Source organism: Humibacillus sp. DSM 29435 (genome assembly GCF_001758225.1).
Taxonomy (GTDB): Bacteria; Actinomycetota; Actinomycetes; order Actinomycetales; family Dermatophilaceae; genus DSM-29435.
Map to the genome: position 1 here is coordinate 262349 of NZ_MAST01000012.1, position 24464 is coordinate 286812.

Sequence of the window (24464 nt, forward strand, 5' to 3'; positions counted from 1 at the left end):
TGGTGCGGTGCTCGTGGTGCGGTGTTCGTGATCGGCGTTCAGTGGGCCCGGTCGGTGTCGACGATGTCGACCCTGACGTTGTTGTTGCCCGCGAGGGCGCCGACGACCGTGCGCAGCGCGCCGGCCGTACGGCCCGACCGGCCGATGACCCGCCCGAGGTCGTCGGGGTGCACCCGCACCTCGAGCAGCTCGCCGCGGCGCAGCTCCTTGCGGCGCACCACGACGTCCTCATCGTGATCGACGATGCCCTTGACGAGGTGCTCGAGAGCCTCCTCGAGCATGCTCAGGCCTCGGTCTTCTCAGCGTCTGCGGCGGCCTCGGCCGGAGCGTCGGTCTCGGCCTTCTTCTCGGCCCTCTTGCGCGGAGCACCGCCCGACTTGTCGTCGGCCTTGCCAGCGGCAGCGAGGGCAGCCTCGTAGAGGTCCTTCTTGGGGGTCTTGGCAGACTTGACCCGCAAGGTGCCCTCGGCGCCGTCGAGGCCCTTGGCCTGCTGCCAGTCACCGGTCACCTTGAGCAGCGCCGCGACGGACTCGGTGGGCTGGGCGCCCATGCTGAGCCAGTAGCGAGCGCGCTCGCCGTCGATCTCGATGAGCGAGGGCTCCTCGGTGGGGTGGTACTTGCCGATCTCCTCGATCGCCCGGCCGTCGCGCTTGGTGCGCGAGTCCATGACGACCACTCGGTAGTACGGTGCACGGATCTTGCCCATGCGCTTCAGACGAATCTTGACAGCCACGTGTGTGGTTCCTCTTCTTCTGTGGTGGGCGCGGCAAGACCACGCAGGATCGCGCGGGGGGCCGGCAGCCCGGTGTAGGCGTCCGGGTCAGGCGCAAGCAGTCATGGCCCGACGGGTACAGCGCCCCATTCTGCCAGACCGGATGCCGTTCCCTGACCACGCCCTCGGCGGCGGGGGCTCAGGTCGTGGCGGCGAAGGCGGCGATGGCCTCGAGGGCGGCGCGCGTCACGGCAGACCGGGTGACGTCCTCCACCGGGTCGAGCACCGGCACGACCGCTGGGTCGAAGCGCGCCCGGGCCAGCCCGATGCGCAGCTCGGCACCACTGGTTCGGCACTCGACCACTCCTCCCACCGGTGAGACACGCAAGAGCTCGAACAGCACGGGCAGCGTCAGCTCGGGGCCGGCGGTGTAGAGCGGAACGCCGAGCTCGGCCGCGAGCAGGGGGGCCAGACCGGCGGGGTCCCACACGGGCGAGGCGCGCACGACGACGGCCAACCGGCGACCGGACTGTTGCCGGTAGGGCATGGCCGGCCAGTCGGTGGCCAGCATCGCGTAGCGGTCGTGGTCGCGCCAGTCACGGCGCCCGTCGACACCGGGAAGGTGCAGGAACCCCCGCGAGAAGCCCTCGTGCACGAACCCGAGCGAGCGGACGAGACCGGCCGACCGGGTGTTCGTGGGCTGGATGTTGGCCTCGACGCGGTGCAGCCCCATGCCGAGGGGGGCGTCGGCGAAGGCGAGCTCGAGGGCCAGGGCGAGCCCCTCGGAGAAGAGCCCGCGACCGGCGTACGGGTCGTAGGCGTCATAGCCGATGGTGGCGCTGCCAAAGGCGCCCCGCACCACGTTGGAGACGTTGACCCTGCCGACCAGCCCAGCCCGGTTCTGGTCACCCCCCGGGTCGCGAGCCCAGATCATGAACGTGCGGTAGGTCGGCGACTGGGCCGCCACGACCGCCGGAAGGTTCTCGGGGTCGGGCATGGCAAACCGCGACAGCCGCTTGCTCGATCGGGTGACGGCCTCGCGGTAGGCCGTCGTGTCGGCCTCGGTGGGTGGGCGAACGTCCACCTGGTCGCCCGTGGCGGTGAACGGCATCCGATCGGGTTCGCTTGTGGCGCTTGCCTCTTCAGGCGACAACGCGGCCTCGGAGGATGACTCCCCTCGGGTCGGCCACCACGCCGATGTCGGCCCGAGGGTCATGGTCGAACACGACGAGGTCGGCGTCGGCCCCTTCGACGAGGCCGGGCTGTCCGAGCCATTCGCGCGCCCCCCACGTGGCGGCCGAGAGCACCTCGGGGTGGCTCATTCCCGCCTTGACGAGCTCGGCCATCTCCTGGGCCACGAGGCCGTGCGGCAGGCTGCCCCCGGCGTCGGTGCCGACGTAGATCGCGACTCCGGCCTCGTGCGCCGCTGCCACGGTCGCGAACCGGCGTTCGTGCAGGTCGAGCATGTGGCGGTGGTAGTCGGGAAACTTCGCCTTGGCGGGCTCGGCGAGGGCGGGGAAGGTCGCGATGTTGACCAGCGTCGGCACGATGGCGATGCCCTGGGCCGCGAAGGTGTCGATGGAGTCCTCCTGCAGGCCGGTCGCGTGCTCGATGCAGTCGATGCCGGCGGCGGCCAGGTCGCGCAGCGACTCCTCGCCGAAGCAGTGTGCCGTGACGCGCACCCCCTCCTCGTGGGCGGCGGCGATGGCGTCGGCGACGGCCTGACGGCTCCAGCTGGGGGCGAGGTCGCCGACGTCGCGGTCGATCCAGTCGCCGACGAGCTTGACCCACCCATCGCCGCGGTGGGCCTCAAGGCGCACGTGCTTGACGAGCTCGTCCTCCTCGATCTCGTGGGCGTAGTTGCGGATGTAGCGGCGACTGCGAGCGATGTGGCGGCCCGCGCGAATGATCTTGGGCAGGTCGTCGCGATCGTCGATCCAGCGGGTGTCGCCGGGCTGGCCGGCGTCGCGCACGAGCAGGGTGCCGTGGTCGCGGTCGGTGATCGCCTGCTGCTCGGTCTCGTCGCGGCTCACCTCGCCGTGCGGGCCGAGGCCGATGTGGCAGTGGGCGTCGACCAGGCCGGGCAGTGCGTAACCCTCGACGGTCTGCACCTCGGTGCCCGGCGTGGTGGGCCGGGTGAAGGTGACCCGCCCCCCGACGACCCACAGCTCGTCGGCCACCTCGTCGGGCCCCACGAGCACCTGCCCACGAACATGAAGCACCGGTGCACTCATAGCCACGACCCTACCCAGCCTCATCCGGCCCGTGTTGGGACCGTGGTGGGACACGCCTGGCCGCTCCTCCGGTGCACCGTCAACCAGTCCGATCGAGACCCGTCGCCGGGCGGGCCAGCACTGCAGGTCGCGGACGCGCCCTCGCTCGTCGGTAGCCGGCCTCGGCCCGGGCGAGCACCGCGGCCGCATGGTGTTCGATACCGAACGGGGTGACGGCGACGACCTCGACTCCCTCGTCGCGCAGGTCGTTGTGGGCCTCGATGGTGGCGTCCCACTCGAGCACTCCTCCCTGGAACTGCCGTGAGTGCACCATCACCGCCATCGCCACGTCGTCCAACCAGAGGTCGGGCGTCGTGAGCCGTCTGCCCAGGTGGTCCTCGATCGTCGGGTTCGCCATCAGGGTCGTGAAGGTGGCGGACCGTCGCAAAAACTTGGCCAGATCGGCCTCGGGCACCGACCAGGCTGTGGCCGCTGCCTCCCTGGCCGCGGCCTTGAGCCGAATCGTGCCGTTGCGGCGACGCACCCCGATCCAGTGCTCGACGTCGGCCAGGCGCACCACTCGCTCCTGTATGGCGGCGACGAGCAGACCACGAGCAGAGCGGTCGTCGACGGCAGCCGGGAGCATGGCGGGCGTTCGCCGACGCTCCAGCCAACCACGACTGCGGGCCTGCGTAGAGCAACGCCGCCAGCAGCCGCTGGTCGGGTGTCGGGAGGCCGGTGTTGAGCATGGACACCCCGGCAGGAGCGACCTCCAGCGGTCGGCCGAGTGCCAACGGGTCAGCCCCGCCGGCACTCCTGCGGCATTCAGCTGTCGACGGGTCACGAGGCCGAGCTGGGCTTCGGCGAGCTGCCGGATCTCATCGGGAAGCTGCATGGCCTGAGCATCAGGCCATGACCGCCATGGCGGATCGGCCCATCGGCGTCCTGTGGAGGGACTCGTGAGCTTCGCACGGGGTGTGGACAGCCGGATGACCCATCAAGCGGCGGATCAGTCTGCGGATGGTGCAGTCAGAACAGCACCATCCGCAGACTGATCCGCAGACTGATGGCGGCAGGCGCCCGCGGTCAGCGGCCGCCGAGAAATTTCTCGAAGCCCTTGGGCAGGTTGGCCGGGTCGAAGTCGGCCATCGGGTCGGCGCCTGGGGCGCCTGGGGCGTCTGCACCGCCAGCACCGCCGCCGACGCCGCCGAACGCCCCACCAGCCGCCGACGAGGGCCCGGCCGCGGCCTTGGCGGCGGCAGCGCGCTCGTCTGCGGCCCGCTTCGCGGGGTTGCCACTCTTGCTCTTCTTGCGCTGCGGCTGCTGCGAGCGGCCCCGCTTGCCCGAACCGGGCAGACCCGGCATGCCGGGCAGTCCGCCACCGCCACCACGAGCCATCGACTTCATCATCTTCTGGGCCTCGCCGAAGCGCACCAGCAGCTGGTTCACCTCGGTCACGGTCACACCAGAACCCTTGGCGATGCGGGCGCGGCGCGAGCCGTTGATCTGCTTCGGGTGGGTGCGCTCGAACTTGGTCATCGACTGCACCATCGCCTCGACGCGGTCAAACTCCCGGTCGTCGAAGGCGTCGAGCTGCTCGCGCATCCCCTGCATGCCCGGCATCATCTTGAGCATCGCCTTGAGCGAGCCCATCTTCTTGATGGCGTTCATCTGCTGGAGGAAGTCCTCGAAGGTGAAGTCCTCCTCGGCGAGGAACTTGCGGGCCATCTCGTCGGCCTCGTGCTTGTCGAAGGCCTTCTCGGCCTGCTCGATGAGCGTGAGCACGTCGCCCATGTCGAGGATGCGGCTGGCCATCCGGTCGGGGTGGAACACCTCGATGTCGGTGACCTTCTCACCGGTCGAGGCGAACATGATCGGCTCGCCGGTCAGCTCGGCCACCGACAGCGCCGCGCCACCGCGAGCATCGCCGTCGAGCTTCGACAGCACGACACCGGTGAAGGCAACGCCCTCGTGGAAGGCCTGTGCCGTCTCGACCGCGGCCTGACCGATCATCGCGTCGAGCACGAAGAGCACCTCGTGCGGGTTGATCGCCGCGCGGATGTCGGCCGCCTGCTGCATGAGGTTCGTGTCGACGGCGAGGCGCCCGGCGGTGTCGACGATGACGACGTCGTGCTGGCGCGCCTTGGCGTGCTCGATGCCGAGGCGCGATACGGCAACCGGGTCGCCGAAGCTCTGGGTGCCCTCGCCCGTGCCGAGCACCGCGTCGTGGCCGCCCATGTTGCCGCGTTCCGGGGCGAAGACGGGAATGCCGGCCCGCTCACCCACGACCTCGAGCTGGGTGACCGCGTTCGGGCGCTGCAGGTCGGCCGCCACGAGGATCGGGGTGTGGCCCTTGTCCTTCAGCCACCGCCCGAGCTTGCCGGCGAAGGTCGTCTTGCCCGACCCCTGCAGGCCCGCCAGCATGATGACGGTGGGCGGTACCTTGGCCAGCTCGAGCTGCCGGGTCTGCCCGCCGAGGATAGCGACCAGCTCTTCCTGCACGATCTTGACGACCTGCTGCGCGGGGTTGAGCGCCTGGCTCACCTCGGCCCCGAGGGCACGCTCGCGCACCTTGCCGGTGAACCGCTTGACGACGGGCAGGGCCACGTCGGCGTCGAGCAGCGCCATGCGGATGTCACGGATCGTCGCGTTGACGTCGGACTCCGTCAGGCGGCCCTTGCCGCGCAGGTTCTTGAAGGTGGCGGTCAGCCGGTCAGACAGGGATGCGAACACCCGCGCAACTTTATCCGGTGCGGGCCCGCACGCCGATTCGGCGACCACCGTCGGGCGAGCCGAACCTCGGGTGGATGCCGTTCAGCCGCCTCCCGAGGCCACGCCTCACCCCGGTGGCGGCCGGGCGTCAGGCGTCGCAGGTGTCGATGATCATGGCGACGGCCTGGGCCGCCCGGGCCGGAGCGAGGCGACCCCCTCCGAACTCCGTCACGTAGAAGGTGTCGAGGGTCTGACCGGCGTAGGTGGCGATGTGCGCCGATCGCACCGACAGCGCCGCACGCGCCAGGGTGATGCCGATGTCCTGCAGCAGGCCGGGCCGGTCGGAGGCTCGCACCTCGATGACGGTGGCGGTGTCGGAGGCGCTGGTGACCACCAGGGCGCGGGCGCCGCTGGGCGAGCCGACCGAGCGGCTGGTCGAGGTCGTGGCACCCGTGCCTCTGCGGCGCGAGGCCCTGCCGAGCGGAGCCCGGTCACCGGAGGCGACGCGAACGAGGTCACGGGCGATGAGCGGCGACAGCGGCGTCTCGCCACCGGGCGACTCCACCCACCACTCGTCGACGGCCAGCCCGTCAGTAGTGCGCAGGGTGGCCGAGCGCACCACGAACCCCTGGGCGGCAAGCAGACCCGCGGTGTCGGCGAAGAGGCCGGCGCGGTCACGGTCGATGATGTCGACACGGTGTGCACCCCCCAGCGAGGTGACGGTGACCCATGGCTCGCCGACGGCCACCCGCCCGACCGCCTCCTCGGAGAGCCGCAGCGTGTCCAGGGGCTCGACCGCGCGGGGAGCCTCGCCACGGTCGCCGGCCTCCAGAGCCGCCCGGCCCGCGGCGTACAGGCGCGCCACGAGACCGGCCCGCCAGTCGGTCCATGCCTTCGGACCGGCAGCGGACGCATCCGCCTCGGTGAGGGCCCGCAGCAGCTCGAGGGTGGTGAGAGACCCACCGACGGCGTCGGTGAGGATCGCGATGGTGGCGGGCTCCTCGGGGTCGCGCCGGGTGGCCAGGTCGACCAGGGTGAGGTGCTCGCGCACGAGGCGCACGACGACCGACCGGTCGGCATCCGTCACACCGATGCGTTGCAGCACGGTATCGGCGATCTGGGCGCCGGTCACCGAGTGGTCGGTCGTGCCGGGCACCTTGCCGATGTCGTGCAGCAGTGCGGCCAGCATGAGCAGGTCGGGTCGGGCCACGTCGCGCACCATCCCGCTCGCCGCGACGACCGCCTCGATCAGGTGACGGTCGACCGTGTGCCGGTGCACCGCGTTGCGCTGGGGGCGGCTGCGCACCGCGACCCACTCGGGGATCCACCTTTCGATGACGCCGGCCAGGTCGAGGCCCTCCCACACGTTGACCAGGCCAGGGCCCGACGCGAGCAGGTCGGCGAAGAGGTTGCGGGCCACCTCTGGCCACGGGTCGGGCAGCGCTGGTGAGTGTTCGGCGAGGTTGCGCAGCGTGGTTGGCGAGAGCGGGATGCCGCCGCGCGCGGCCACGAGGGCGGCCCGCAGGGGGATGACCGGGTCGCTCGAGAGGTCGGCAGATGGGCCCAGCACCGCCTCACCGTCGTGGCGGTACAGGCCGTAGCCGAGGGGGGAGAGCTGCGGCCGGCGAGGCCCGACGCGCAGGGTACGGGCCCGTTGCGACTGCAGCGCCCTTCGCAGCGTGCCGTCGACGGCGTAGGCGATGGTGCGGGCCGAGGTCGACACGTCGGTCAGCAGGTCGTCGGAGTCGGTGTAGCCGAGCAGCGCTGCACAGGCGTCGTGGTCGTCACGGGTGAGGCGGTCGCGCCCCCGTCCGGTGACGACGTGGATCGCATCGCGCACATCGAGGATGCGCTCGTGAGCCAGGTCGACCTCACCATGGGGCCGGTCGGTGAGCCACGCGGAGGTCAGGGCCCGGAGCACCGACATGTCGCGCAGACCGCCGTGGGCCTCCTTGAGGTCGGGCTCGATGAGATGGGCCAGGTCGCCCTGCCTGGCGTGGCGAGCGATCACCGACTCCTGCATCTCCGGCAGCCGGGTGCGGGCGTTGGCGCGCCAGTCGTGCGCGACGGTCGAACGGGCCGCGTTGACGACGTCGGCGTCACCGGCCACGTGAGTCAGGTCGAGCAGACCCACCGCAGCCGAGAGGTCGTCGGTGGCGACGGCCCGGCACTCGGCCACCGTGCGCACGCTGTGGTCGAGCCGCACACCGGCATCCCAGATGGGGTACCAGAGCTTGTCGGCGAAAGCGGCGACCTCCTTGCCCGCAAGGCCGCGAGGGTGGTGCACGAGCACGAGGTCGTAGTCGCTGAGCGGCCCGCCGTCGCCGCGGGCGAGCGAGCCGACGGCGGCCAGGGCGACCCCTTCGTGACGCCGGCCCGCGCAGGCCTCCCGCCAGAGCTGCTGGAGCCAGCCGAAACCGAACTCCGCCAGCGCCCGGCGGCGGATGGGACCCGCGCCGGGCGCTGCGAAGCTTCGAGTTGCGGCCAGGTCGAGCCGTCGTGCGGTCACGTCGGTCATGTCAGAGTGCGTCCACGCCTCGTTCACCGGTGCGCACCCGCACGACCTCCTCGACCGGCATCGACCAGATCTTGCCGTCGCCGATCCGCCCGGTCTGGGCGGCCTTGAGGATCACCTCGAGAACGTCTGAGCCGTCGACGTCGTCGACCAGCACCTCGAGACGCACCTTCGGCACGAAGTCGACCGTGTACTCGGCCCCGCGGTAGACCTCGCTGTGTCCGCGCTGGCGGCCGTAGCCGCTGGCTTCGCTGATCGTCATGCCGGCCACACCGAAGGCCTCCAGGGCCTCCTTGACCTCGTCGAGCTGGTGGGGCTTGATGATGGCGGTGATGAGCTTCATCGGGTCGCCTCTTCCTTGGTGGTCGGTTCGGCGGGCACGTCGGCGGTGACAGGCTGTGTGCGGGAGGCCACGAAGCCTCCTCCCCCGCCACCGCCGGCGCGTGAGCCGCCGAAGGAGGCCAGGTCGTAGGCGGTCTCGGCGTGCTCGACCAGGTCGATGCCGCTGACCTCGTCCTCCTTGGCGACGGTGAAGCCCATTGTCTTGTGCAGCACCCAGCCGATGGCGAACGTGATCACGAACGAGTAGAACAGCACCGCGAAGGCGCCGATCGCCTGGGCTCCGAGCTGACCGAGGCCACCTCCGAAGAAGAGCCCGTCGTTCATCTCGACACCCGCCGCGCCCGTGGGGCTGTTGGTGGCGTCGGCGAAGAAGCCGATGAGCAGGGTGCCGATCAAGCCACCGACGAGGTGCACGCCGACGACGTCGAGGCTGTCGTCGAAGCCGAACCGGAACTTCAGACCGACCGCGAGGGCGCAGCCGACGCCGGCGAGCAGACCCACCACGAGCGCCCCCCAGGGCGAGACCGTGGCACAGGCCGGCGTGATCGCGACGAGCCCGGCGACGACGCCCGAGGCCGCGCCGAGGGAGGTGGCGTGACCGTCACGGATCTTCTCGGTGAGCAGCCAGCCGAGCATGGCCGTGCAGGTGGCGCCGAGGGTGTTGACCCAGACCCCCGCGGCCAGCGTGCCGGCCCCCAGCGCCGAACCGGCGTTGAAGCCGAACCAGCCGAACCAGAGGATGCCGGCGCCGATCATGACGAGCGTCAGGTTGTGCGGGCGCATCGCCTCCTTCGGCCAACCGACCCGGTTACGCAGCAGGATCGCCAGGGCCAGTCCGGCGACCCCCGCGTTGATGTGGATGGCCGTTCCACCGGCGAAGTCGTAGGCACCGACACCGCCGAGGAAGAGCCCCTCAGCCTGGTTGGCGATCCATCCGCCGGTCTCGGCGGCGAAGCCGTTGAAGGCGAACACCCAGTGGGCGGCCGGGAAGTAGACCAGGGTCGCCCAGACGACGGTGAAGACCGTCCAGGTGGTGAACTTGGCCCGGTCGGCGACCGCGCCGGAGACGAGGGCCACCGCGATGATGGCGAAGACCACCTGGAAAGCGACGAACGCCCCACCCGGGATGCCGCCGGATGCCGCCGTGCCGGCAGCCGCGTCGGCCGGCACGTACCCGTAGATGGCGTCGAGAACGCCCGAGAGGCCGAAGTGCTCGAACGGGTTGCCGATCAGGCCGCCTCCGACATCATTGCCGAACGTCTCGCTGTAGCCCCAGAGGATCCACACCGTGCCGACGGTGCCCATGGTGATGAACGACATCATCATCATGTTGAGCACGCTCTTGGTGCGAACCATGCCGCCGTAGAAGAGGGCGAGGCCCGGGGTCATGAACAGCACGAGGGCGGCGGCGGCCAGGACCCAGGCGGTGTTGCCGCTGTCGGTGAACGGCGTATCGGCCGTCACGAAAGTGTTTGCGCTCATGGGTGATGACGATGTCGGTGCGTGGTTTCGGTTCGTCGCGGCGACTGTTACGGCCGTGTAAGCAATCGGGGCGACGTGTTAGCAGCGTGTTTCGGGCCCGCTAGGCCTTCACGCGCGTACGAAAGTGACCACTCGACTGGAGAGGCCGGCTCGATCCTCGGGCCCGGCGTCAGTCGATCCCCCCGCGACTGACACGACGAGCCCTGCGGTCCTCACTCGCTGGCGCTCACTCGATCCTCAGGCCCGGCGTCAGTCGATGATGGCGCTGACGAAGGCCTCCGCGTCGAACGGGGCCAGGTCATCGGGGCCCTCGCCGAGCCCGACGAGCTTGACCGGCACGCCCAGCTGGCGCTGCACGGCCACGACGATGCCACCCTTGGCGGTTCCGTCGAGCTTGGACAGCACGATGCCGGTGACGTTCACGGCCTCGGAAAAGACCTTCGCCTGCTGCAACCCGTTCTGGCCGGTGGTGGCGTCGAGCACGAGCAGCACCTCGTCGATCTCACTCTGCTTCTCGATGACGCGCTTGATCTTGCCGAGCTCGTCCATCAGCCCGACCTTGTTGTGCAGGCGGCCGGCCGTGTCGATGATGACGACGTCGACCTCCCCTTCGATACCGGCCTTGACCGCGTCGAAGGCGACCGCGGCAGGGTCGGCGCCCTCCTTGTCGGAGCGCACGGTCGGCACACCGACGCGGTCACCCCAGGTGCTGAGCTGGTCGGCCGCGGCGGCCCGGAAGGTATCAGCCGCACCCAGCAGCACGTCGCGGTCTTCCGCCACGAGCACCCGCGCGAGCTTGCCGACCGTGGTGGTCTTGCCGGTGCCGTTGACGCCGACGACGAGGATGACGGCCGGCCGGTCTCCGACCCGTGACGACGCGATGCGGCGGTCGAGATCGGGCTGCACGAGGGCGAGCAGATCCTCCCTCAGCCAGCCGCGCACCGTCGCCTCGTCGGTGGTGCCGTCGACGGTGACGCGCCGACGCAGCGAGTCGACGAGCTCGGTCGTCGCCTCCACCCCGAGGTCGGAGGCGATGAGGGTGTCCTCGACCTCCTCCCACGCCTCCTCGTCGAGTCCGCCTCGCGACAGCAGCGCGAGCAGGCCCTTGCCGAGGGCCGAGTTCGACCGGGCCAGCCGGGCCCGCAGTCGCTGCAGGCGTCCTCGGGCCGACTCGGGTCGCTCGAACGTGGGAACCGGCTCGGGCTGCGCCACGGGCGCCTCAGGCGCCGGTTCTGCCTCGGGCGCCGCCGAGACCGACGCCGACTGCGGGGGTGCTACGGCTCGGGCATCGTCAGCAGCTCCCCGCGGTGGTTGGCCCGTCGGGGGGGCGACCGGTGCCGGTGGCGCGTCACGCTCCAGGGTCTTGGAGTCTCGCCCTCGAAGGAGGGAGACCCCGTAGCTGACGGCGCCCACCACGATGGCCGCGGCGATGATGACATAGATCCAGACGGTGTCCACGCAGTCATCCAACCACGGCCCGGAGGCACTCCCCGCGGCTGCGCCGGGGAGCGAAACGCCCCCGTGTCAGTGGGTCCGCGAAAGCGGCTTGTGCGTCACCGAGGACACCCGACGGCGCGCCGAGCGTGCCACGGTCTCGCCCTTGCGGGTGAGCAGGTCTCGTCCGTCGCGATGGGCGGGAACGGCGACCACGCCGACGATGGTGACACCGAGCACGACGACGACGAGCATCGCGATGATGAGGAGGGCCATGGGGTCAGAGTGACGCACGTGACAAATGTGGTGCAAACACGCTCGCGTGACAGAGTCCGATTTGTAGCCGTTCTGTCACATTCTCGTGATCTATCAGGGTGACCCGGACCCGGAGCCCACCGCCGCCTCCCGTTCAGGCGGGTTGGTCGGCCACGTCGCGCAGCCGCTGAGACACGACCGTTGTCACACCGTCGCCACGCATGCTGACGCCGTAGAGGGCGTCGGCGATCTCCATCGTCTTCTTCTGGTGCGTGATGACGATGAGCTGCGAGCTGTCGCGCAGCTCCTCGAACAGCGTGATCAACCGCCCGAGGTTGGCGTCGTCGAGTGCCGCCTCAACCTCGTCCATGATGTAGAACGGCGAGGGCCTGGCCTTGAAGATCGCGACCAGCAACGCCACCGCCACCAGCGACCGCTCACCGCCGGAGAGCAGCGAGAGCCGCTTGATCTTCTTGCCCGGAGGACGGGCCTCGACCTCGAGGCCGGTCGTCAGCATGTTCGACGGGTCGGTCAGCAGCAACCTTCCCTCGCCCCCGGGGAAGAGTCGCTGGAAGACTCGTTCGAACTGGACGGCCGTGTCGGCGAAGGCCTCGGCGAACACCTTCTCGACGCGGTCATCGACCTCCTTGATGATGTCGAGCAGGTCGCGTTTTGAGCTCCGGAGGTCTTCGAGCTGCTCGGTGAGGAACTTGTGCCGTTCCTCGAGCGCCGAGAACTCCTCGAGGGCCAGCGGGTTGATGCGCCCGAGCGCCCCCAACCGGCGTTCGGCGGCGCGCAGCCGCTTCTCCTGGACCGTGCGCACGAACGCCACCGGTTCACGCGGCACCGAACCGGGCTCCGCGTCAGGGTCGGGCACGAAGGGCACCAGCTGGTGCGGGCCGAACTCGTCGACGAGCGCCTCAGGCGAGATGCCCAGCTCGTCGACGGCCCTGGTGTGCAACGCCTCGATGCGCAACCGCTGCTGGGTACGCGCGACCTCGTCACGATGCACCGAGTCGGTCAGCTCGCGCAGCTCGTTCTGCAAGGTCGCTGCGTCTCGGCGCACGACCGCCAGCTCGGCGTCGCGGGCCGTGCGGTCGGCCTCCCCCTCGGCGCGCACCCGAGCCGCCTCGTCGGCTGACACCGCGAGCAGCTCGTACGCGTAGCGCGCGGCCACCCCGACCGCCTCGGCGACCTCGGCCTCGCGCCGCCGACGCTCGAGACGGGCAGCCATCCGGGCCCGCGTCTCCTCTTCGTGGCGCGCGCCACGTTCGAGCGCATCGGCGCGCTCCCTGAGGGCGCGGGCCCGCTCCTCGCGGGTGCGCAGTGCCAGGCGCAGCTCGGTCTCGGCCGTTCGGGCGGACCGAGCCGCCTCGTCGAGACGGTCGCGCTGCTCGGTCGAGGGCTCGGCCTCGTCGACGCCCTCGGCGCTGGCCGCCTCGAGCCGTTCGGCGAGGGCGGCGTGCTGGGCCTGGTCGGCTTCAAGCGCGGCCTCTGCCACAGCCAGCGCCTGCTCGGTGCGTTCCGTCTCGGCCCGGGCGCTGCGCAGCGCCTGACCCAGCGAGCCGAGCTGCTCGGCGATGGCTGACATGCGGGCGTCGCTCTCATGCAGACGCTCGAGGGTGGCCTCGACCGTCTCGTTCAGCTCGTCGCGTCGGGACCGGGCGGCCGCGCCGGCGAACCGCGCCCGCTCGCCCTCGCTCGTGGCGGTCGCCACTCGCGCACGGGCGTCGTCGAGGGCGGCCTGCAGCTCGATGAGGCTGGGCGCCGACGTGCTGCCACCCCAGGCGGTTCCCGGTGCGTAGACGTCACCGTCGGGGGTCACCGCCGTGACACCGGGGTGCTCGAGCACGAGCCGCCGAGCAGACTCCGGGTCGTCGACGAGGGCCACTCGGTCGAGCACGCGGTCGACCGCGGGCCTGACGGCATCCGGACACTGCACCGCGTCGCGCACCCAGCGGGCACTCACGCCGAGGTCCGGCCAGCCAGACGGGTCGGGAGAGTCGGCCGACTCGCTCACCAGCAGCATCACGCGGCCGTCATCGCCGGCCCGCAGGGCGTCCAACGCCATGCCGGCAGCTTCGAGGGACTGCACGGCGAGGGCCTCCGCGGCCCGCCCGAGTGCCGCCGCGACCGCGGTCTCGAGGCCGGGCTCGACGGTGACCAGCGCAGCCACCGAACCGAGGATGCCGTGCCGTTCGTCAGCGGCCGCCAGCAGGGCCGCAGCGCCATCCTTGCGGCTCAGGCTCAGCTCGAGCGCCTCCACCCGGGCCCCCGCGGTGGTGCGGGCCCGGTCGGCGGCGGCCTCGGCCTCGGTGTGCTGAGCCACCTCGGCTTCGGCCTCCTCGAGCAGGGCCGCGGCCGACTCGTAGGCCGCATCGAGCCCCTGCTCACCCTCCTCGTCGTGGGCGACTCCTGCCTCCAGACGGCTCCACTCGCGCTCGGCCTCCGTGGCCCGGGCCTGCGAGGCGCCGATGCTGGTGCGCAGACGGCCGATCTCGGCCTGGCGGGCCTCGATCCGCGACGCGGCCGCACCGACCTGGCCGGCGAGCTTGGCCAGCCCCTCGCGGCGGTCGGCCGCCGCACGAGAGGCCCGGGCCAGTCGGGTCGTCTCCTCGGCCTGCTCCTGCTCGGCTGCCGCTCTGGCGGCCACAGCGACCTCGAGGTCAGTGGCCGCTCCCGCGATCTCGGCGAGCAGCGACTGCTCCTGGCCGCGCACCTGAGCCGCCTGGCTGCGCAGCTGCTCGGGGTCGCGGGCGCCGCCGCCGGCTTCTGGCGTGCCCTCCTCGTCGCGCAGGAGCCGAACCCGTTCATCGGCGAGCGAGCGGGTGGCCGACAGCCGCTCGACGAGCCGGCCCAGGGCGACGTAGTCGTCCTGGGCCCGGCTGAGCGCCGGCCGGGCCGCCTCGGCCTCAGCCTCGAGGGCGCCGAGGCGGTTCGCGAGCTCGCCCAGAGCCTGTTCGACCTCAGTACGGCGGGTGATGAGCGCAGACTCGTCGGCGACCTCCTGCTCGAGGGTCGAGGTGAGCTGCACCAGGTCGTCGGCCAGCAACCGGAGCCGGGCGTCTCTGGCGTCCGCCTGAACCATGGCCGCCTTGCGCGCGGTCTCGGCCTGACGCCCGAGGGGTCCCAGCTGGCGGCGGATCTCACCCGTGAGGTCGGCGACCCGGGTGAGGTTGGCCTCCATCGTCTCGAGCTTGCGCAGCGCACGTTCCTTGCGCTTGCGGTGCTTGAGAACGCCAGCCGCCTCCTCGATGAACCCGCGGCGCTCCTCGGGGGTGGCCCGCAGCACCGTGTCGAGCTGCCCCTGCCCGACGATGACGTGCATCTCACGGCCGATGCCGCTGTCAGACAGCAGCTCCTGCACGTCGAGGAGGCGGCACGAGGTGCCGTTGATGGAGTAGTCCGACCCGCCGTTGCGGAACATGGTGCGAGCGATCGTGACCTCGCTGTAGTCGATCGGCAGGGCCCCGTCGGTGTTGTCGATGGTCAGGGCCACCTCGGCTCGCCCGAGCGGTGGCCGCCCGGCGGTGCCGGCGAAGATGACGTCCTCCATCTTGCCGCCGCGTAGCGACTTGGCGCCCTGCTCCCCCATCACCCAGGCGAGCGCGTCGACGACGTTGCTCTTGCCCGAGCCGTTCGGGCCCACGATGCACGTGATTCCCGGCTCGAGGCGAAGGTGAGTCGCCGAGGCGAAGGACTTGAAGCCCTTCAGGGTGAGGCTCTTGACGTACACGCGCCCGAGTGTCCTTTGAGTTGCCGGCGAAGATCGGTGTCAGGGTACTCGCCGAAGCGCCCGCACCCGCGGAGGTCAGGTCCCCGTGGGACGGCGAGGCCCCGTGCTGACCCCGGCGACCGGGCCTACTCCTCGCCCGAGGCGATGCGCTCGTGGTGGTGGATGACCTCCGCGATGACGAAGTTCAGGAACTTCTCGGCGAAGACCGGGTCGAGCCCGGCCTCGTCGGCCAGGAGCCTCAGCCGCATGATCTGGCGCTCCTCACGCTCGGGGTCGGCGGGGGGCAGGCTCTTCTCCGCCTTGAGCACCCCGACCTGCTGGGTGGCTTTGAAGCGTTCTGCCAGCAGGTGTACGAGCGCAGCGTCGATGTTGTCGATGCTGCTGCGCAGGCGCAGCAGCTCGGCCGGAACGGTCGTGTCGTCGCTCACCTGATGGCTCACCGGATGGCTCATCGGCCCAGCGTAGGTCGCTCAGCGCGGGGCGAATCCGATGATCCCGTCTTTCGGACCGGCGCGGTGCACCACCACCGACTCCACCAGGCCGGGCCTACCGGTGGTCGTAGGCGTCTCCCCCAGCAGGTCGAGCAGCCGCTCCAGCGCGTCGGGCCGGCCCTGGGCCACCACCTCCACCCTGCCGTCGCCCATGTTGCGCGCATGCCCGACGAGCCCGAGCTCAAGCGCCCGAGACCTGGCCCACCAGCGGAAGCCGACCCCCTGCACGCGGCCGTGCACGAACGCTGTGACCCGGGCCGGCTCGCCTACCGTTCGGTCGGTCCCAGTGGTCTCAGTGGTCCCAGTGGTCTCAGTGGTCTCAGCAGGCATCGGGCCCGCCCGGAGTGTCGGAGTTCGTCACACTCCCACGGTATGCCGCGAGCCTCCCGGGCGTTGTCGCCGGCCGTCCCTATGCTCGCTTTCGACACAGGCTGTCTGCGGTAGTGGTCCACACGGTCGCCGCAGCCGGCGCCGGCGAAGGAGGAGGCGACGTGACGACGTCCGCCACATCTCGGATCAACGACACTCGACAGCCCGGTGCGCCCCTCGGCGAAGGCTCCTCAAGGCGCATCTCGCGCGGGATGGCGCACATCGCCGGCCTCGACGGGCTGCGAGCACTGGCGATCGTCGCCGTTCTGGTGTTCCACCTGAACGCGTCGTGGCTGCCCGGTGGCTTCCTCGGGGTCGATGTCTTCTTCGTCGTCTCCGGCTTTCTCATCACCTCGCTGCTCGTGCACGAGAAGCGTCGCACCGGGCGCATCGCCTTCTCGCAGTTCTGGCTGCGACGCGCTCGGCGGCTGGTGCCGGCCCTGGTGCTCTGCGTGGTCACGAGCGTGCTCATCGCCCGGCTCGTCAGCGGTGACCTGCTCGTCAGCATCGGCCGCCAGATCCTCGGCGCCCTCACCTTCTCCACGAACTGGGTCGAGATCACCGCCGGCTCGAGCTACTTCGACCAGACGGCCCCGCAGCTGTTCATGAACTTCTGGTCGCTCGCGGTCGAGGAGCAGTTCTACCTCGTCTGGCCGTTCGTCACCCTCGGTCTGCTGGCCGTCGCATCGAGCCGCCTACGCGTCGCCTCTGCGCTGGCGATCGGGGCGGGCTCATCGGTGCTGATGGCCCTGCTGTTCGACCCGGCCGGCGACTCGACCCGCGTGTACTACGGCACCGACACCCACCTGATGGGTCTGATGATCGGCGCCGCGATCGCGTTCGCCTGGGCCAGCCCGACAATGTCGCTGCGCATCGCGCCCTCGCAGTGGGGCCTGGCGGGGCGGGCGGCCGTGCCCCTGGCGGCTGTCGTCCTGCTGGCGCTGATGTTCCGCCTCGACGAGAGCAACCCGTTCACCTTCCGCGGCGGCATCCTGCTGGCCTGTCTGGCCACCGGGGTGCTGGTGCTCGGGCTGCTCGACCGGCCGCCGGGCAGGCCCACGGCCTGGCGGTCGTTCGCCTCGAGCCCGGTCGCTGTGTGGATCGGGCAGCGTTCGTACTCGCTCTACCTGTGGCACTGGCCGGTGATCCTCATCATCGCCATCGACCATCCGGCTGCTCCGGGAACCATCGACCACCTGCTGACGCGACTGTGGTGCGTCGTGGTCACCCTGGCTCTGGCCGATCTCACCTACCGGTTCGTCGAGACCCCGTTCCGCCGTGACGGGTTCACGGCGGTCGGCTCTCGGGTGCTCGTCACCGTCGGACGCTGCAGCCGTCGCGTCCGTCAGGTGGTGGCGGCCACCGTGGCCGTCACGGCGATGCTCACAATCGTCGTGCTCGTCACGGCTCCCGACCAGTCGCAGACCGCGCTGCTGCTCGAGCAGAACGAGGCCGGGGCCGCAGCAGGCTCGCTCGGGTCACCGGCCCCTGGGTCGGGCACGGCGCTCGGCACCGTCTCACCCCTGCTGCCCGCCGTCTCGCCGGCGTCGCCGTGGGCGCTGCGTTCGGGCTCCTCCTCGTCGCCTGCTTCCGGCGCGAGCGCCGCTCCCTCCGCGCCGACCGCACCGGCACCCGGCAAGAACGTCGACGCCGCCGACGCCAAGGCGAGCTTCACGATGCCGGCCGGCACCGACATCGACGCCTACGGCGACTCGATCATGGTGGGCAGCCTGGGCGCGCTTCGCTACTACTTCGACGGCATCCGTATCGACGCGAAGTCCAACCGGCGCTGGTCTGACGGCCTGGCCCAGGTGAAGGCGCGAGCCGATGGCAACCGACGTGCCGTGGTGCTCGCCTTCGGCACCAACTGGGGCGTCGACGCCGACCAGACGCGCGCCACGCTCGATGCCCTCGGACCCGACCGCATGGTCGTGCTCGTCAACATCATGGGACCGATGGCCCGTGTCGACAAGGACAACGACACGTTGGCCGCCATTGCCGCCGAGCGCCCGAACGTCGAGGTCGCCGACTGGGCTGCCGCGGTCAGGGCCCACCCCGACCAGCTGCAGAGTGACCGCATCCACCCGTCGCTCACCGGCGCGCACCTGTTCGCCAAGACGGTGCGCCAGGCCTTTGCCGACCTCTCCGAGCAGCACACGGGCCAGAAGGTGACATTGAAGAACCTGCCCATCCCGTGACGGCGCGGCCCGTGGTGGTGGGTGTCGTCTCCCCGGGCGCGATGGGCTCTGCCCTCGGTCGGGCCTGGGCCTCCGGCGGCTCTCGGGTGGTAGCCACCCTGACCGGTCGCAGCCGGCGCACCACCGAGCTAGCCACCGAGCTAGCCACAGAGCAAACCACCGGTCTCGAGCTGGTCGCCGACCTCGAGGCGGTGGTTCGCGCGAGTGACGTCGTGGTGAGCGTGTGCCCTCCCGCCGCCGCCGAAACCGTGCTGACCGCGGTGATCGCTACCGCCGAGGGCCTCGGCGCCCGGCCACTGCTCGTGGACGCGAACGCCGTCTCCCCCGCGCACGTCGAACACCTCGCCCGGCTGGCGGCCGCAGCAGGCCTCGGCTTCGTCGACGGCGCCATCAGCGGTGGGCCACCCGCACCCCACGGCAGCACCCTGCTCTACCTCTCCGGTGAACGAGCCGCCGAGGTCGCCGACCTTCCCGCCGTCGGGCTCGGCCGTCGCATCGTCGGGGAGCGGCCCGGCCAGGCGTCAGCCGTCAAGATGTGCACGGCGTCGGTCTACAAGGGCGGCACGGCCATCTGGGCCCAAGCCATCGAGACCGCCGACCGGCTCGGGGTGCTCGAACCGGTGCTCGACGACCTCGGCCAGGAGTTCGGCGACCAGGTCGCCACCGTCGGGCGCCGCATCGCGGTGGCCGCGAGCAAGAGCCGACGGTTCGTCGACGAGATGGAGTCCATCGCCGCCACCCAGGGCTCTGTCGGCGCGTCGCCAGAGCTCTTCGAGGGGATGGCCGCCGTCTACCGTCGACTGTCAGGCACGTCGTTGTCCGCCCTCACCCCTGAGGAGGCCGCCGGGCTGAGCGACCTGCGCGACGTGCTGGAGCGACTGCGCGCGTGACGCTCAGCTCGATGCTTCGTCGGCCACGACCTCGTCACCGACCGACAAGGCGGCGCCGGGGGCCAACGGCAGCATCGGCGTGAGGCGGATGCCGAACCAGGTGGCCCCCTCCCACCGGCGGTGCCGGGCCAACGTGGCGATCGGCTCCTTGGCCGTGGCCAGCGTCTGTCGGTCGATGGTGGTCATGACGCAGCGGTCACAGGTCATGGTGTAGCGAAAGGCGACCGCCCCGATCCGCACCTCGCGCCAGTCGTCCTCGGCAAAGGGCTCGTGACCGTCGAGCACGACGTTCGGCCGGAACCGGTCATGACCGAGCGGCTCGACGTCGGACTCCGCCAGCCACTCGTTGAGGCGACCGAGCGACGCCTGGGTGGTGACGTGCAGGGGCGCCGCGTCGGCCAACGAGCTGGTGTCTCCGACCAGGCCGCCCATCTCCGGCCGGATCGGGCGGTGAGCCTCGTCGTCCTGCCACACGAGCCGAACCGGCCGACCCATCCGGGCGCTGAGCCAGTCGTCGGCCTCGCGGCCGGCCGGCCGTGCGGCATCCTGCCCCGAGAAGGAGACGGTGACCGGGGGCGCGTCACGCGGTGGGTCGACCGTCGCCACGCCGCCGTCACGACCGACGAGACGGATGCCGCCGTGCTCGGCCGGTTCGGCGCGCAGGCCGAGCATGAGGTGCACCTCGCGGGCGGTCACCTTTGCACCATTTTCGTCGACCACGGCCCAGCGGCGATCGCCGGTCAGCCCACAGGGGTCGACCGCCGAATGCCCGACCGACACCCCACCCAACGACTTGACCGGGTAGAGGTGGAGCGCGATGACGCTCATCGGCCTCACTGCGCGAGCCAGGCGGCGTACGCGTCGAAGGTGTACTCGCGGCCGAGGAAGTCCTCGACGAGGTCGGCCGCATCCTGCCTGCCGCCGGGAACGAGCACCTTGTCACGGTAGGCCCCGGCCACCTCGAGGTCGAGCAGGTTCGCGGGGTCGAAGGCCGAGAACATGTCCTTGGCGATGACGAGGCTCCACATGTACGTGTAGTAGCCCGAGCTGTAGCCGTCGAGGTGCCCGAAGCTGCAGTGCATATGGGTGCCGGCCACGTAGGGGAAGGCGGAGTACCGACCCATCAGCTCACGCAGCCGAACCGTGAGGTCATCGGTCTGGTGAACGTGGAAGTCGTAGGAGAGGGCCGCGTAGAACATCTGGGTGCGGGCGTCGTAGCCCTTGCCGAAGTCGTTGGCCCGACGCATGGCCTGCACGAGGTCGGCCGGAATGGTCTCACCCTCCGCGTTGCGGGCGAAGGTCGCGAGCACGTCGGGGTCCCAGGCCCACTCCTCGAGCATCTGGCTGGGCGCCTCGACGAAGTCCCACTCGGTCGCCACGCCGGAGAACCGCACCCAGTCGCCACGACCGGCGAGCACGTGGTGCACCAGATGCCCGAACTCGTGAAAGAGGGTCACGACCTCGTCGTGTTCCAGCAGGCCCCGGCTGAGGTTGCAGACGAGCACGCCCTCGGCGAGCTGGCTGCCCGCCACTCCCCGCACGAGGTCGAACTGCGCCGCGTGTTTGAACTTGCCGTCACGCGGATGCAGGTCGAGGTGGATGCGGCCGATGCACTCGCCGCCGAAGGCGACGTCGTAGGTGGCGACGTCGTCGTGCCAGGTGGCGGCGTCGTCGACTCGTTGCCAGTCGAGCCCGAAGAGTGCACCGGTCACGTCGAGCAGGCCCTGACGAACCTGCTCGAAAGGAAAGAAGGTGCGCACCAGCTGGGCATCGACGGCGAGGTCCTCCTTGCGGACCAGCTCGGCGTAGTAGGTCACGTCAGGAGAGTCGATGTCGGTCGCGTCAGGGCGGTCTCGGCGCAGACGCTCGACGAGCAGCTGCTTGTCTCGCTCGGCACTGGTGGCGGAGAGCTCGGCGATGCGTTCGACGAAGTCGCCGATGGCCGCACCGGTGCCGATCATCTTGACCTCGGCGTCGTAGTCGGCCCACGTGTCGAACCCGAGCAGGCCGGCGATCTCGCGGCGCACGGCGAAGAGGCCCTGCAGCACGGCGTCGTTGGCCGGCCAGGCGACGGTCTGCGCCTGCGTCACGAGGTCGCGACGAGCCTGCGCGTCATGCGCGAAGGTGCGGAACGGGACGACGTCGGGGTAGTCGGTCGTCACGGTGACGAGCCCGTCCGGCTCCACCGGGTGGGCCTGCACCCAGTCACGGGGCAGCCCGGCCAGCTGCTCGGGACGGACGCGGATGCTGCGGACGTCCTGGCGCACGTTCTTGCTGAACTCCTGGCTGAGCTGGACCGCGCGCTCGTTGAGCTCACGGAGCCGGTTGCGCGTGGCCTCGTCGCGGTCGACGCCAGACCGCCGGAAGTCGCGCAGGGTGCGCTCGAGCACCCGCTGCGCGTCGAGGTCGAGGCCATCCCCTGAGAGCCTTTCGAACACGGCGTAGAGGTCGGGGTCGAGACCGAGGTCGGTGTCGAGCTTCTGCACGTCCTGCACGAGAGCCTCGGCGCGTTCACGCACGGCCTGGTCGGGGTGCACCTCGGAGAAGAGCGCCCCGACGGAGCCCGCGTTCGACAGCGCCGTCTGGGCCTCGTTCCACCGATGCAGCACGGTGAGGGCGTCACGGGGGGCCTCGGCCTTCAGCTGGTCCACGAGCGCTCGGGTGGCGGTCAGCTGCTGGTCGCCACGTGCTGCCACCCAGTCGAGCCAGGGGGTGTCGACAGGCAGGTCGAGGGGGTGGACGAGCGGCAGGGCCGCGATCGGGTCGAGGGGGGCATCCGAGGTCACAGCCGCACTGTATGTCGCCGTCGGCCTCCCCGCAGTCGCTCCCCCACAGCGGCTCGGCCGAGCGGGCTGCCCGACGCGACCTCCCTCGCGCCACCGGGCCCGGTTCGCCTCCGGCGGGCTACCCTTGAGCGAACACAGCGGGTGAGGCGGGAGGTAGCGATGAGGGTGGCCGACTGGCACCGACGGGCCGCGCCAGGCCGTGCTCTCGTCTGGGCCTGCCCTGTCGCCGTGACCCTCATCGTCACCGTGGTCCTGGGTGCAGCAGGGGGCACTCCCGGTGGTGGTCAGCATCTCGTGCTGGCCGTGGCCGTGGCGACCGCGTTGACCACCTTGCTGCTCGCGAGCGGGCGCACCGCGTCTCCGGCGGTGCCCGTGCGAACCGCCACCACGGGGGCGAGTGGGCACATCGAGGCCTCGACCGCCTACTGGTGTGCCGTGGCCGCACATCGCCGACCTCAGCGTCCCAGGGCTCCGGAACAGGGCTGATCCTGTGCGTCGCCGCCGGCGACGCATGGAGCACGTCAGCCCCCCTCACCTACCGGCCCGGTCGGGCCGAGTCTTGGAGCCCTGTGATGTTCGATCTGTTGCTGTCCCCTGTCATCTCTGTCGTGGCTGCTGTGCTCGCAGCCAACCATTCTCTGGCCGGCACGCTCGGCCTGTCCCCTGGTTCGGCCGGGGCCTGGCTGCTCGGAGTCTTCCTGTTGGTCGTGGCGGTGCGAACGGCCATGGTGCCGTTGGTCGTCCACTCCGTGCGAGGCGCCCACGCGCGGGCCCGCGCTCTGCCGCACGTGAGTGCCCTCCGGCGCAGGTACGAGGGAACGCGCGACCTCGACGCCCTCCGGCGGATGCGCGAGGAGCAACGGCGCATCCACCTCGAGCACGGTGTCTCGAGATGGAGCCTGGCACCGGCCCTGCTCCAGCTGCCTCTCGTCTACGCGCTCTACCGGGTCGTGTCCGACCTGACGGCGGGCCATGCCGTCGGGGCGCTCGACGCGGCTCTCGTCGCCTCGGCGTCGGCGGCCTCGGTGGCGGGGCTGCACCTGACGCGCCGCCTCGGCGCGACACTGCAGCAGGGCCCCTCTGCTGTCGTGCTGCTCGTCGGGTTGGCGGTGCTCGCGGCTGCGCTGTCGTTCGCGACCCAGCACTGGTTCACCCTGCCGCTGATGGACCTGTCCACGCAGCCCGCAAGCCTGGGGGCCGTGCAGCATCTGATGCCCTGGCTCGCTGCCGGTGGCGTGCTCGTCGCGGCTGCCTACGTGCCGGTCGGGCTGCTCGTCTACTGGGTGTTCAACAACGCCTGGACCTTCGGGCAGCAGGCCCTGATCTGGCGTTTCGCCCCCACACCGGGCTCCCCCGCCGAGCGCCGCCGTCACGAGCGGGGCCTCAGCTGACTGTGGTCAGATCAGGGCCGTGAGGCTCTGGACGCCGGTGTAGAGAGCGACCACCACGAGCAGCACCGCGAACGTCTGCTTGAGCCGCGCCGACGGCACCCGGGCAACGACGCGACTGCCGAGCAGGCTGCCGACCACGGCCGCGCCGGTGAAGGTGGCGATCAGGGCCCAGTCGAGCTCGGTGGCCAGCTGCGCCCTGGCCGCCAGCGCGGTGGCGCTGTTGACCGCGATCACGAGCAACGACGTGCCGACGGCGACGGCCATCGGGACGTCGAGCACCAGCACCAGGGCGGGAACGATTGCGAATCCTCCTCCGACACCGAAGAACCCGGTGAGCAACCCTACGGCGGTCGCCGTACCCACGAGCAGGGCCACACGACGAGCGTCGTACGAGCGGGTCGGCGTTCGCGCGTCCCCGACGCGCCCCGCCTCCATGGTCGCGTCGATATCGATGTCGGCGTCGGTCGTCCCGTCGGCGGCACGAGGGGTTGGGCGAAGCATGAGCACCGCGACGACGAGAATGAGCGTCGCGAAAATGGCCAGCAGAACCGCAGGCGAGACCTTGACCGACAACCGGCTGCCGGCGAGCGACCCGACCGTGCCGAGCAGCCCGAAGGTGAGACCGTGGCCGAACCTGACCCGACCGGCGCGGGCGTGCGGCACCAGACCCATCAGTGCGGTGACGCCCACGATGAGCAGCGAGCTCGTGATCGCCACCCGCGGCTCCTGGCCCAGCAGGTAGACCAGGGCCGGAACGGTCAGCACCGACCCGCCCCCACCGAGAGCCCCCAGGCTGAGCCCGATGACGACGCCGAGCGGCAGCGCCAGCAGCAACACCGGTCAGCGTTGGCGGAAGAGGCGGCTCAGCAGTGATCCGCCGGATGTCGCCGGGTCGGCCTCGTGTCCGGGGCACCGCTGGCTCGACGGAACCCCCCGCA

General features: G+C 71.0%; 21 protein-coding genes. 4 read left to right on the forward strand and 17 right to left on the reverse strand.

The genetic code is table 11. The features are described 5' to 3' along the window. Positions 1–38 precede the first annotated feature (38 nt). The 14 genes from BA895_RS10380 to BA895_RS10445 all read right to left on the reverse strand — a co-directional run bounded on the left by BA895_RS10380 (position 39) and on the right by BA895_RS10445 (position 16222). Positions 39–281 (reverse strand): RNA-binding protein, encoded by a 243-nt coding sequence (locus tag BA895_RS10380; protein WP_070191798.1) that lies wholly within the window; start codon positions 279–281, stop codon positions 39–41. Positions 282–283: 2 nt separating this feature from the next. Next, on the reverse strand, positions 284–733 hold the full coding sequence (gene rpsP / locus BA895_RS10385) for a 30S ribosomal protein S16 (RefSeq protein ID WP_070191799.1): 450 nt from the start codon (positions 731–733) through the stop codon (positions 284–286). 178 nt (positions 734–911) lie between these two features. Further along, positions 912–1823, reverse strand: a complete 912-nt coding sequence (locus BA895_RS10390) for a GNAT family N-acetyltransferase (protein WP_070191800.1) — start codon at positions 1821–1823, stop codon at positions 912–914. Between the two features lie 31 nt (positions 1824–1854). Further along, positions 1855–2946: an amidohydrolase family protein gene (locus BA895_RS10395; protein WP_070191801.1), complete on the reverse strand. Its 1092-nt coding sequence runs from the start codon at positions 2944–2946 to the stop codon at positions 1855–1857. A gap of 79 nt (positions 2947–3025) precedes the next feature. Beyond that, positions 3026–3820 carry a hypothetical protein gene (locus BA895_RS10400; protein ID WP_139142598.1) on the reverse strand — a complete coding sequence of 265 codons (795 nt, stop codon included), beginning with the start codon at positions 3818–3820 and terminating at the stop codon, positions 3026–3028. Between the two features lie 191 nt (positions 3821–4011). After that, on the reverse strand, positions 4012–5658 hold the full coding sequence (ffh, locus tag BA895_RS10405; protein ID WP_070191803.1) for a signal recognition particle protein: 1647 nt from the start codon (positions 5656–5658) through the stop codon (positions 4012–4014). Between the two features lie 127 nt (positions 5659–5785). Next, entirely contained in the window at positions 5786–8155 is a 2370-nt protein-coding gene (locus BA895_RS10410) for a [protein-PII] uridylyltransferase (RefSeq protein WP_070191804.1), read from the reverse strand. A 1-nt stretch (position 8156) separates the two neighbouring features. Continuing rightward, on the reverse strand, positions 8157–8495 hold the full coding sequence (locus tag BA895_RS10415; RefSeq protein WP_070191805.1) for a P-II family nitrogen regulator: 339 nt from the start codon (positions 8493–8495) through the stop codon (positions 8157–8159). Beyond that, complete coding sequence (locus tag BA895_RS10420) at positions 8492–9976, reverse strand: ammonium transporter (RefSeq protein WP_083283197.1); 1485 nt, start codon at positions 9974–9976, stop codon at positions 8492–8494. The genes BA895_RS10415 and BA895_RS10420 overlap by 4 nt, the downstream gene beginning before the upstream one ends. 249 nt (positions 9977–10225) lie before the next feature. After that, positions 10226–11434, reverse strand: a complete 1209-nt coding sequence (gene ftsY / locus BA895_RS10425) for a signal recognition particle-docking protein FtsY (RefSeq protein ID WP_254666411.1) — start codon at positions 11432–11434, stop codon at positions 10226–10228. Positions 11435–11500: 66 nt separating this feature from the next. After that, on the reverse strand, positions 11501–11686 hold the full coding sequence (locus BA895_RS10430) for a hypothetical protein (protein ID WP_070191808.1): 186 nt from the start codon (positions 11684–11686) through the stop codon (positions 11501–11503). A 133-nt stretch (positions 11687–11819) separates the two neighbouring features. After that, positions 11820–15401 carry a chromosome segregation protein SMC gene (gene smc, locus BA895_RS10435; RefSeq protein WP_070191809.1) on the reverse strand — a complete coding sequence of 1194 codons (3582 nt, stop codon included), beginning with the start codon at positions 15399–15401 and terminating at the stop codon, positions 11820–11822. Between the two features lie 125 nt (positions 15402–15526). After that, positions 15527–15853 (reverse strand): chorismate mutase, encoded by a 327-nt coding sequence (locus tag BA895_RS10440; protein ID WP_070191810.1) that lies wholly within the window; start codon positions 15851–15853, stop codon positions 15527–15529. 18 nt (positions 15854–15871) lie between these two features. Then, positions 15872–16222: an acylphosphatase gene (locus tag BA895_RS10445; RefSeq protein ID WP_083283198.1), complete on the reverse strand. Its 351-nt coding sequence runs from the start codon at positions 16220–16222 to the stop codon at positions 15872–15874. A gap of 161 nt (positions 16223–16383) precedes the next feature. On the opposite strand from BA895_RS10445, the gene BA895_RS10450 reads away from it, so the two are divergent. After that, on the forward strand, positions 16384–18459 hold the full coding sequence (locus BA895_RS10450; RefSeq protein ID WP_070192004.1) for an acyltransferase family protein: 2076 nt from the start codon (positions 16384–16386) through the stop codon (positions 18457–18459). Further along, positions 18456–19349: an NAD(P)-dependent oxidoreductase gene (locus BA895_RS10455; RefSeq protein WP_217493873.1), complete on the forward strand. Its 894-nt coding sequence runs from the start codon at positions 18456–18458 to the stop codon at positions 19347–19349. Before BA895_RS10450 ends, BA895_RS10455 begins: the two co-directional genes overlap by 4 nt. Before the next feature lie 3 nt (positions 19350–19352). Here BA895_RS10455 and BA895_RS10460 read toward each other — a convergent pair whose 3' ends face one another. Continuing rightward, positions 19353–20177, reverse strand: a complete 825-nt coding sequence (locus tag BA895_RS10460; protein WP_070191811.1) for an MOSC domain-containing protein — start codon at positions 20175–20177, stop codon at positions 19353–19355. A 5-nt stretch (positions 20178–20182) separates the two neighbouring features. Next, complete coding sequence (locus BA895_RS10465) at positions 20183–22135, reverse strand: M3 family metallopeptidase (protein ID WP_254666412.1); 1953 nt, start codon at positions 22133–22135, stop codon at positions 20183–20185. A 228-nt stretch (positions 22136–22363) separates the two neighbouring features. Here BA895_RS10465 and BA895_RS23920 point away from each other — a divergent pair, with 228 nt between their 5' ends. Both BA895_RS23920 and yidC read left to right on the forward strand, forming a co-directional pair. Then, the gene (locus BA895_RS23920) at positions 22364–22621 is read left to right on the forward strand and encodes a hypothetical protein (RefSeq protein WP_175442285.1); all 258 of its coding nucleotides are present in this window, start codon (positions 22364–22366) and stop codon (positions 22619–22621) included. 86 nt (positions 22622–22707) lie between these two features. Next, positions 22708–23526 carry a membrane protein insertase YidC gene (yidC, locus tag BA895_RS10475; protein WP_070191813.1) on the forward strand — a complete coding sequence of 273 codons (819 nt, stop codon included), beginning with the start codon at positions 22708–22710 and terminating at the stop codon, positions 23524–23526. A gap of 6 nt (positions 23527–23532) precedes the next feature. Here yidC and BA895_RS10480 read toward each other — a convergent pair whose 3' ends face one another. Continuing rightward, on the reverse strand, positions 23533–24363 hold the full coding sequence (locus BA895_RS10480) for a sulfite exporter TauE/SafE family protein (RefSeq protein WP_070191814.1): 831 nt from the start codon (positions 24361–24363) through the stop codon (positions 23533–23535). Between the last annotated feature and the right edge of the window lie 101 nt (positions 24364–24464).

What these genes read in the sequence shown, in the direction of transcription:
- BA895_RS10395 (WP_070191801.1), bottom strand. Translation starts at nt 2,946, where the DNA reads ATGAGTGCACCGGTGCTTCATGTTCGTGGGCAGGTGCTCGTGGGGCCC.
- BA895_RS10430 (WP_070191808.1), bottom strand. Translation starts at nt 11,686, where the DNA reads ATGGCCCTCCTCATCATCGCGATGCTCGTCGTCGTCGTGCTCGGTGTC.
- BA895_RS10440 (WP_070191810.1), bottom strand. Translation starts at nt 15,853, where the DNA reads ATGAGCCATCCGGTGAGCCATCAGGTGAGCGACGACACGACCGTTCCG.
- BA895_RS10400 (WP_139142598.1), bottom strand. Translation starts at nt 3,820, where the DNA reads ATGCAGCTTCCCGATGAGATCCGGCAGCTCGCCGAAGCCCAGCTCGGC.
- yidC (WP_070191813.1), top strand. Translation starts at nt 22,708, where the DNA reads ATGTTCGATCTGTTGCTGTCCCCTGTCATCTCTGTCGTGGCTGCTGTG.
- BA895_RS10460 (WP_070191811.1), bottom strand. Translation starts at nt 20,177, where the DNA reads ATGAGCGTCATCGCGCTCCACCTCTACCCGGTCAAGTCGTTGGGTGGG.
- BA895_RS10420 (WP_083283197.1), bottom strand. Translation starts at nt 9,976, where the DNA reads ATGAGCGCAAACACTTTCGTGACGGCCGATACGCCGTTCACCGACAGC.
- BA895_RS10390 (WP_070191800.1), bottom strand. Translation starts at nt 1,823, where the DNA reads ATGCCGTTCACCGCCACGGGCGACCAGGTGGACGTTCGCCCACCCACC.
- BA895_RS10415 (WP_070191805.1), bottom strand. Translation starts at nt 8,495, where the DNA reads ATGAAGCTCATCACCGCCATCATCAAGCCCCACCAGCTCGACGAGGTC.
- BA895_RS10410 (WP_070191804.1), bottom strand. Translation starts at nt 8,155, where the DNA reads ATGACCGACGTGACCGCACGACGGCTCGACCTGGCCGCAACTCGAAGC.
- BA895_RS10380 (WP_070191798.1), bottom strand. Translation starts at nt 281, where the DNA reads ATGCTCGAGGAGGCTCTCGAGCACCTCGTCAAGGGCATCGTCGATCAC.
- BA895_RS10445 (WP_083283198.1), bottom strand. Translation starts at nt 16,222, where the DNA reads ATGCCTGCTGAGACCACTGAGACCACTGGGACCACTGAGACCACTGGG.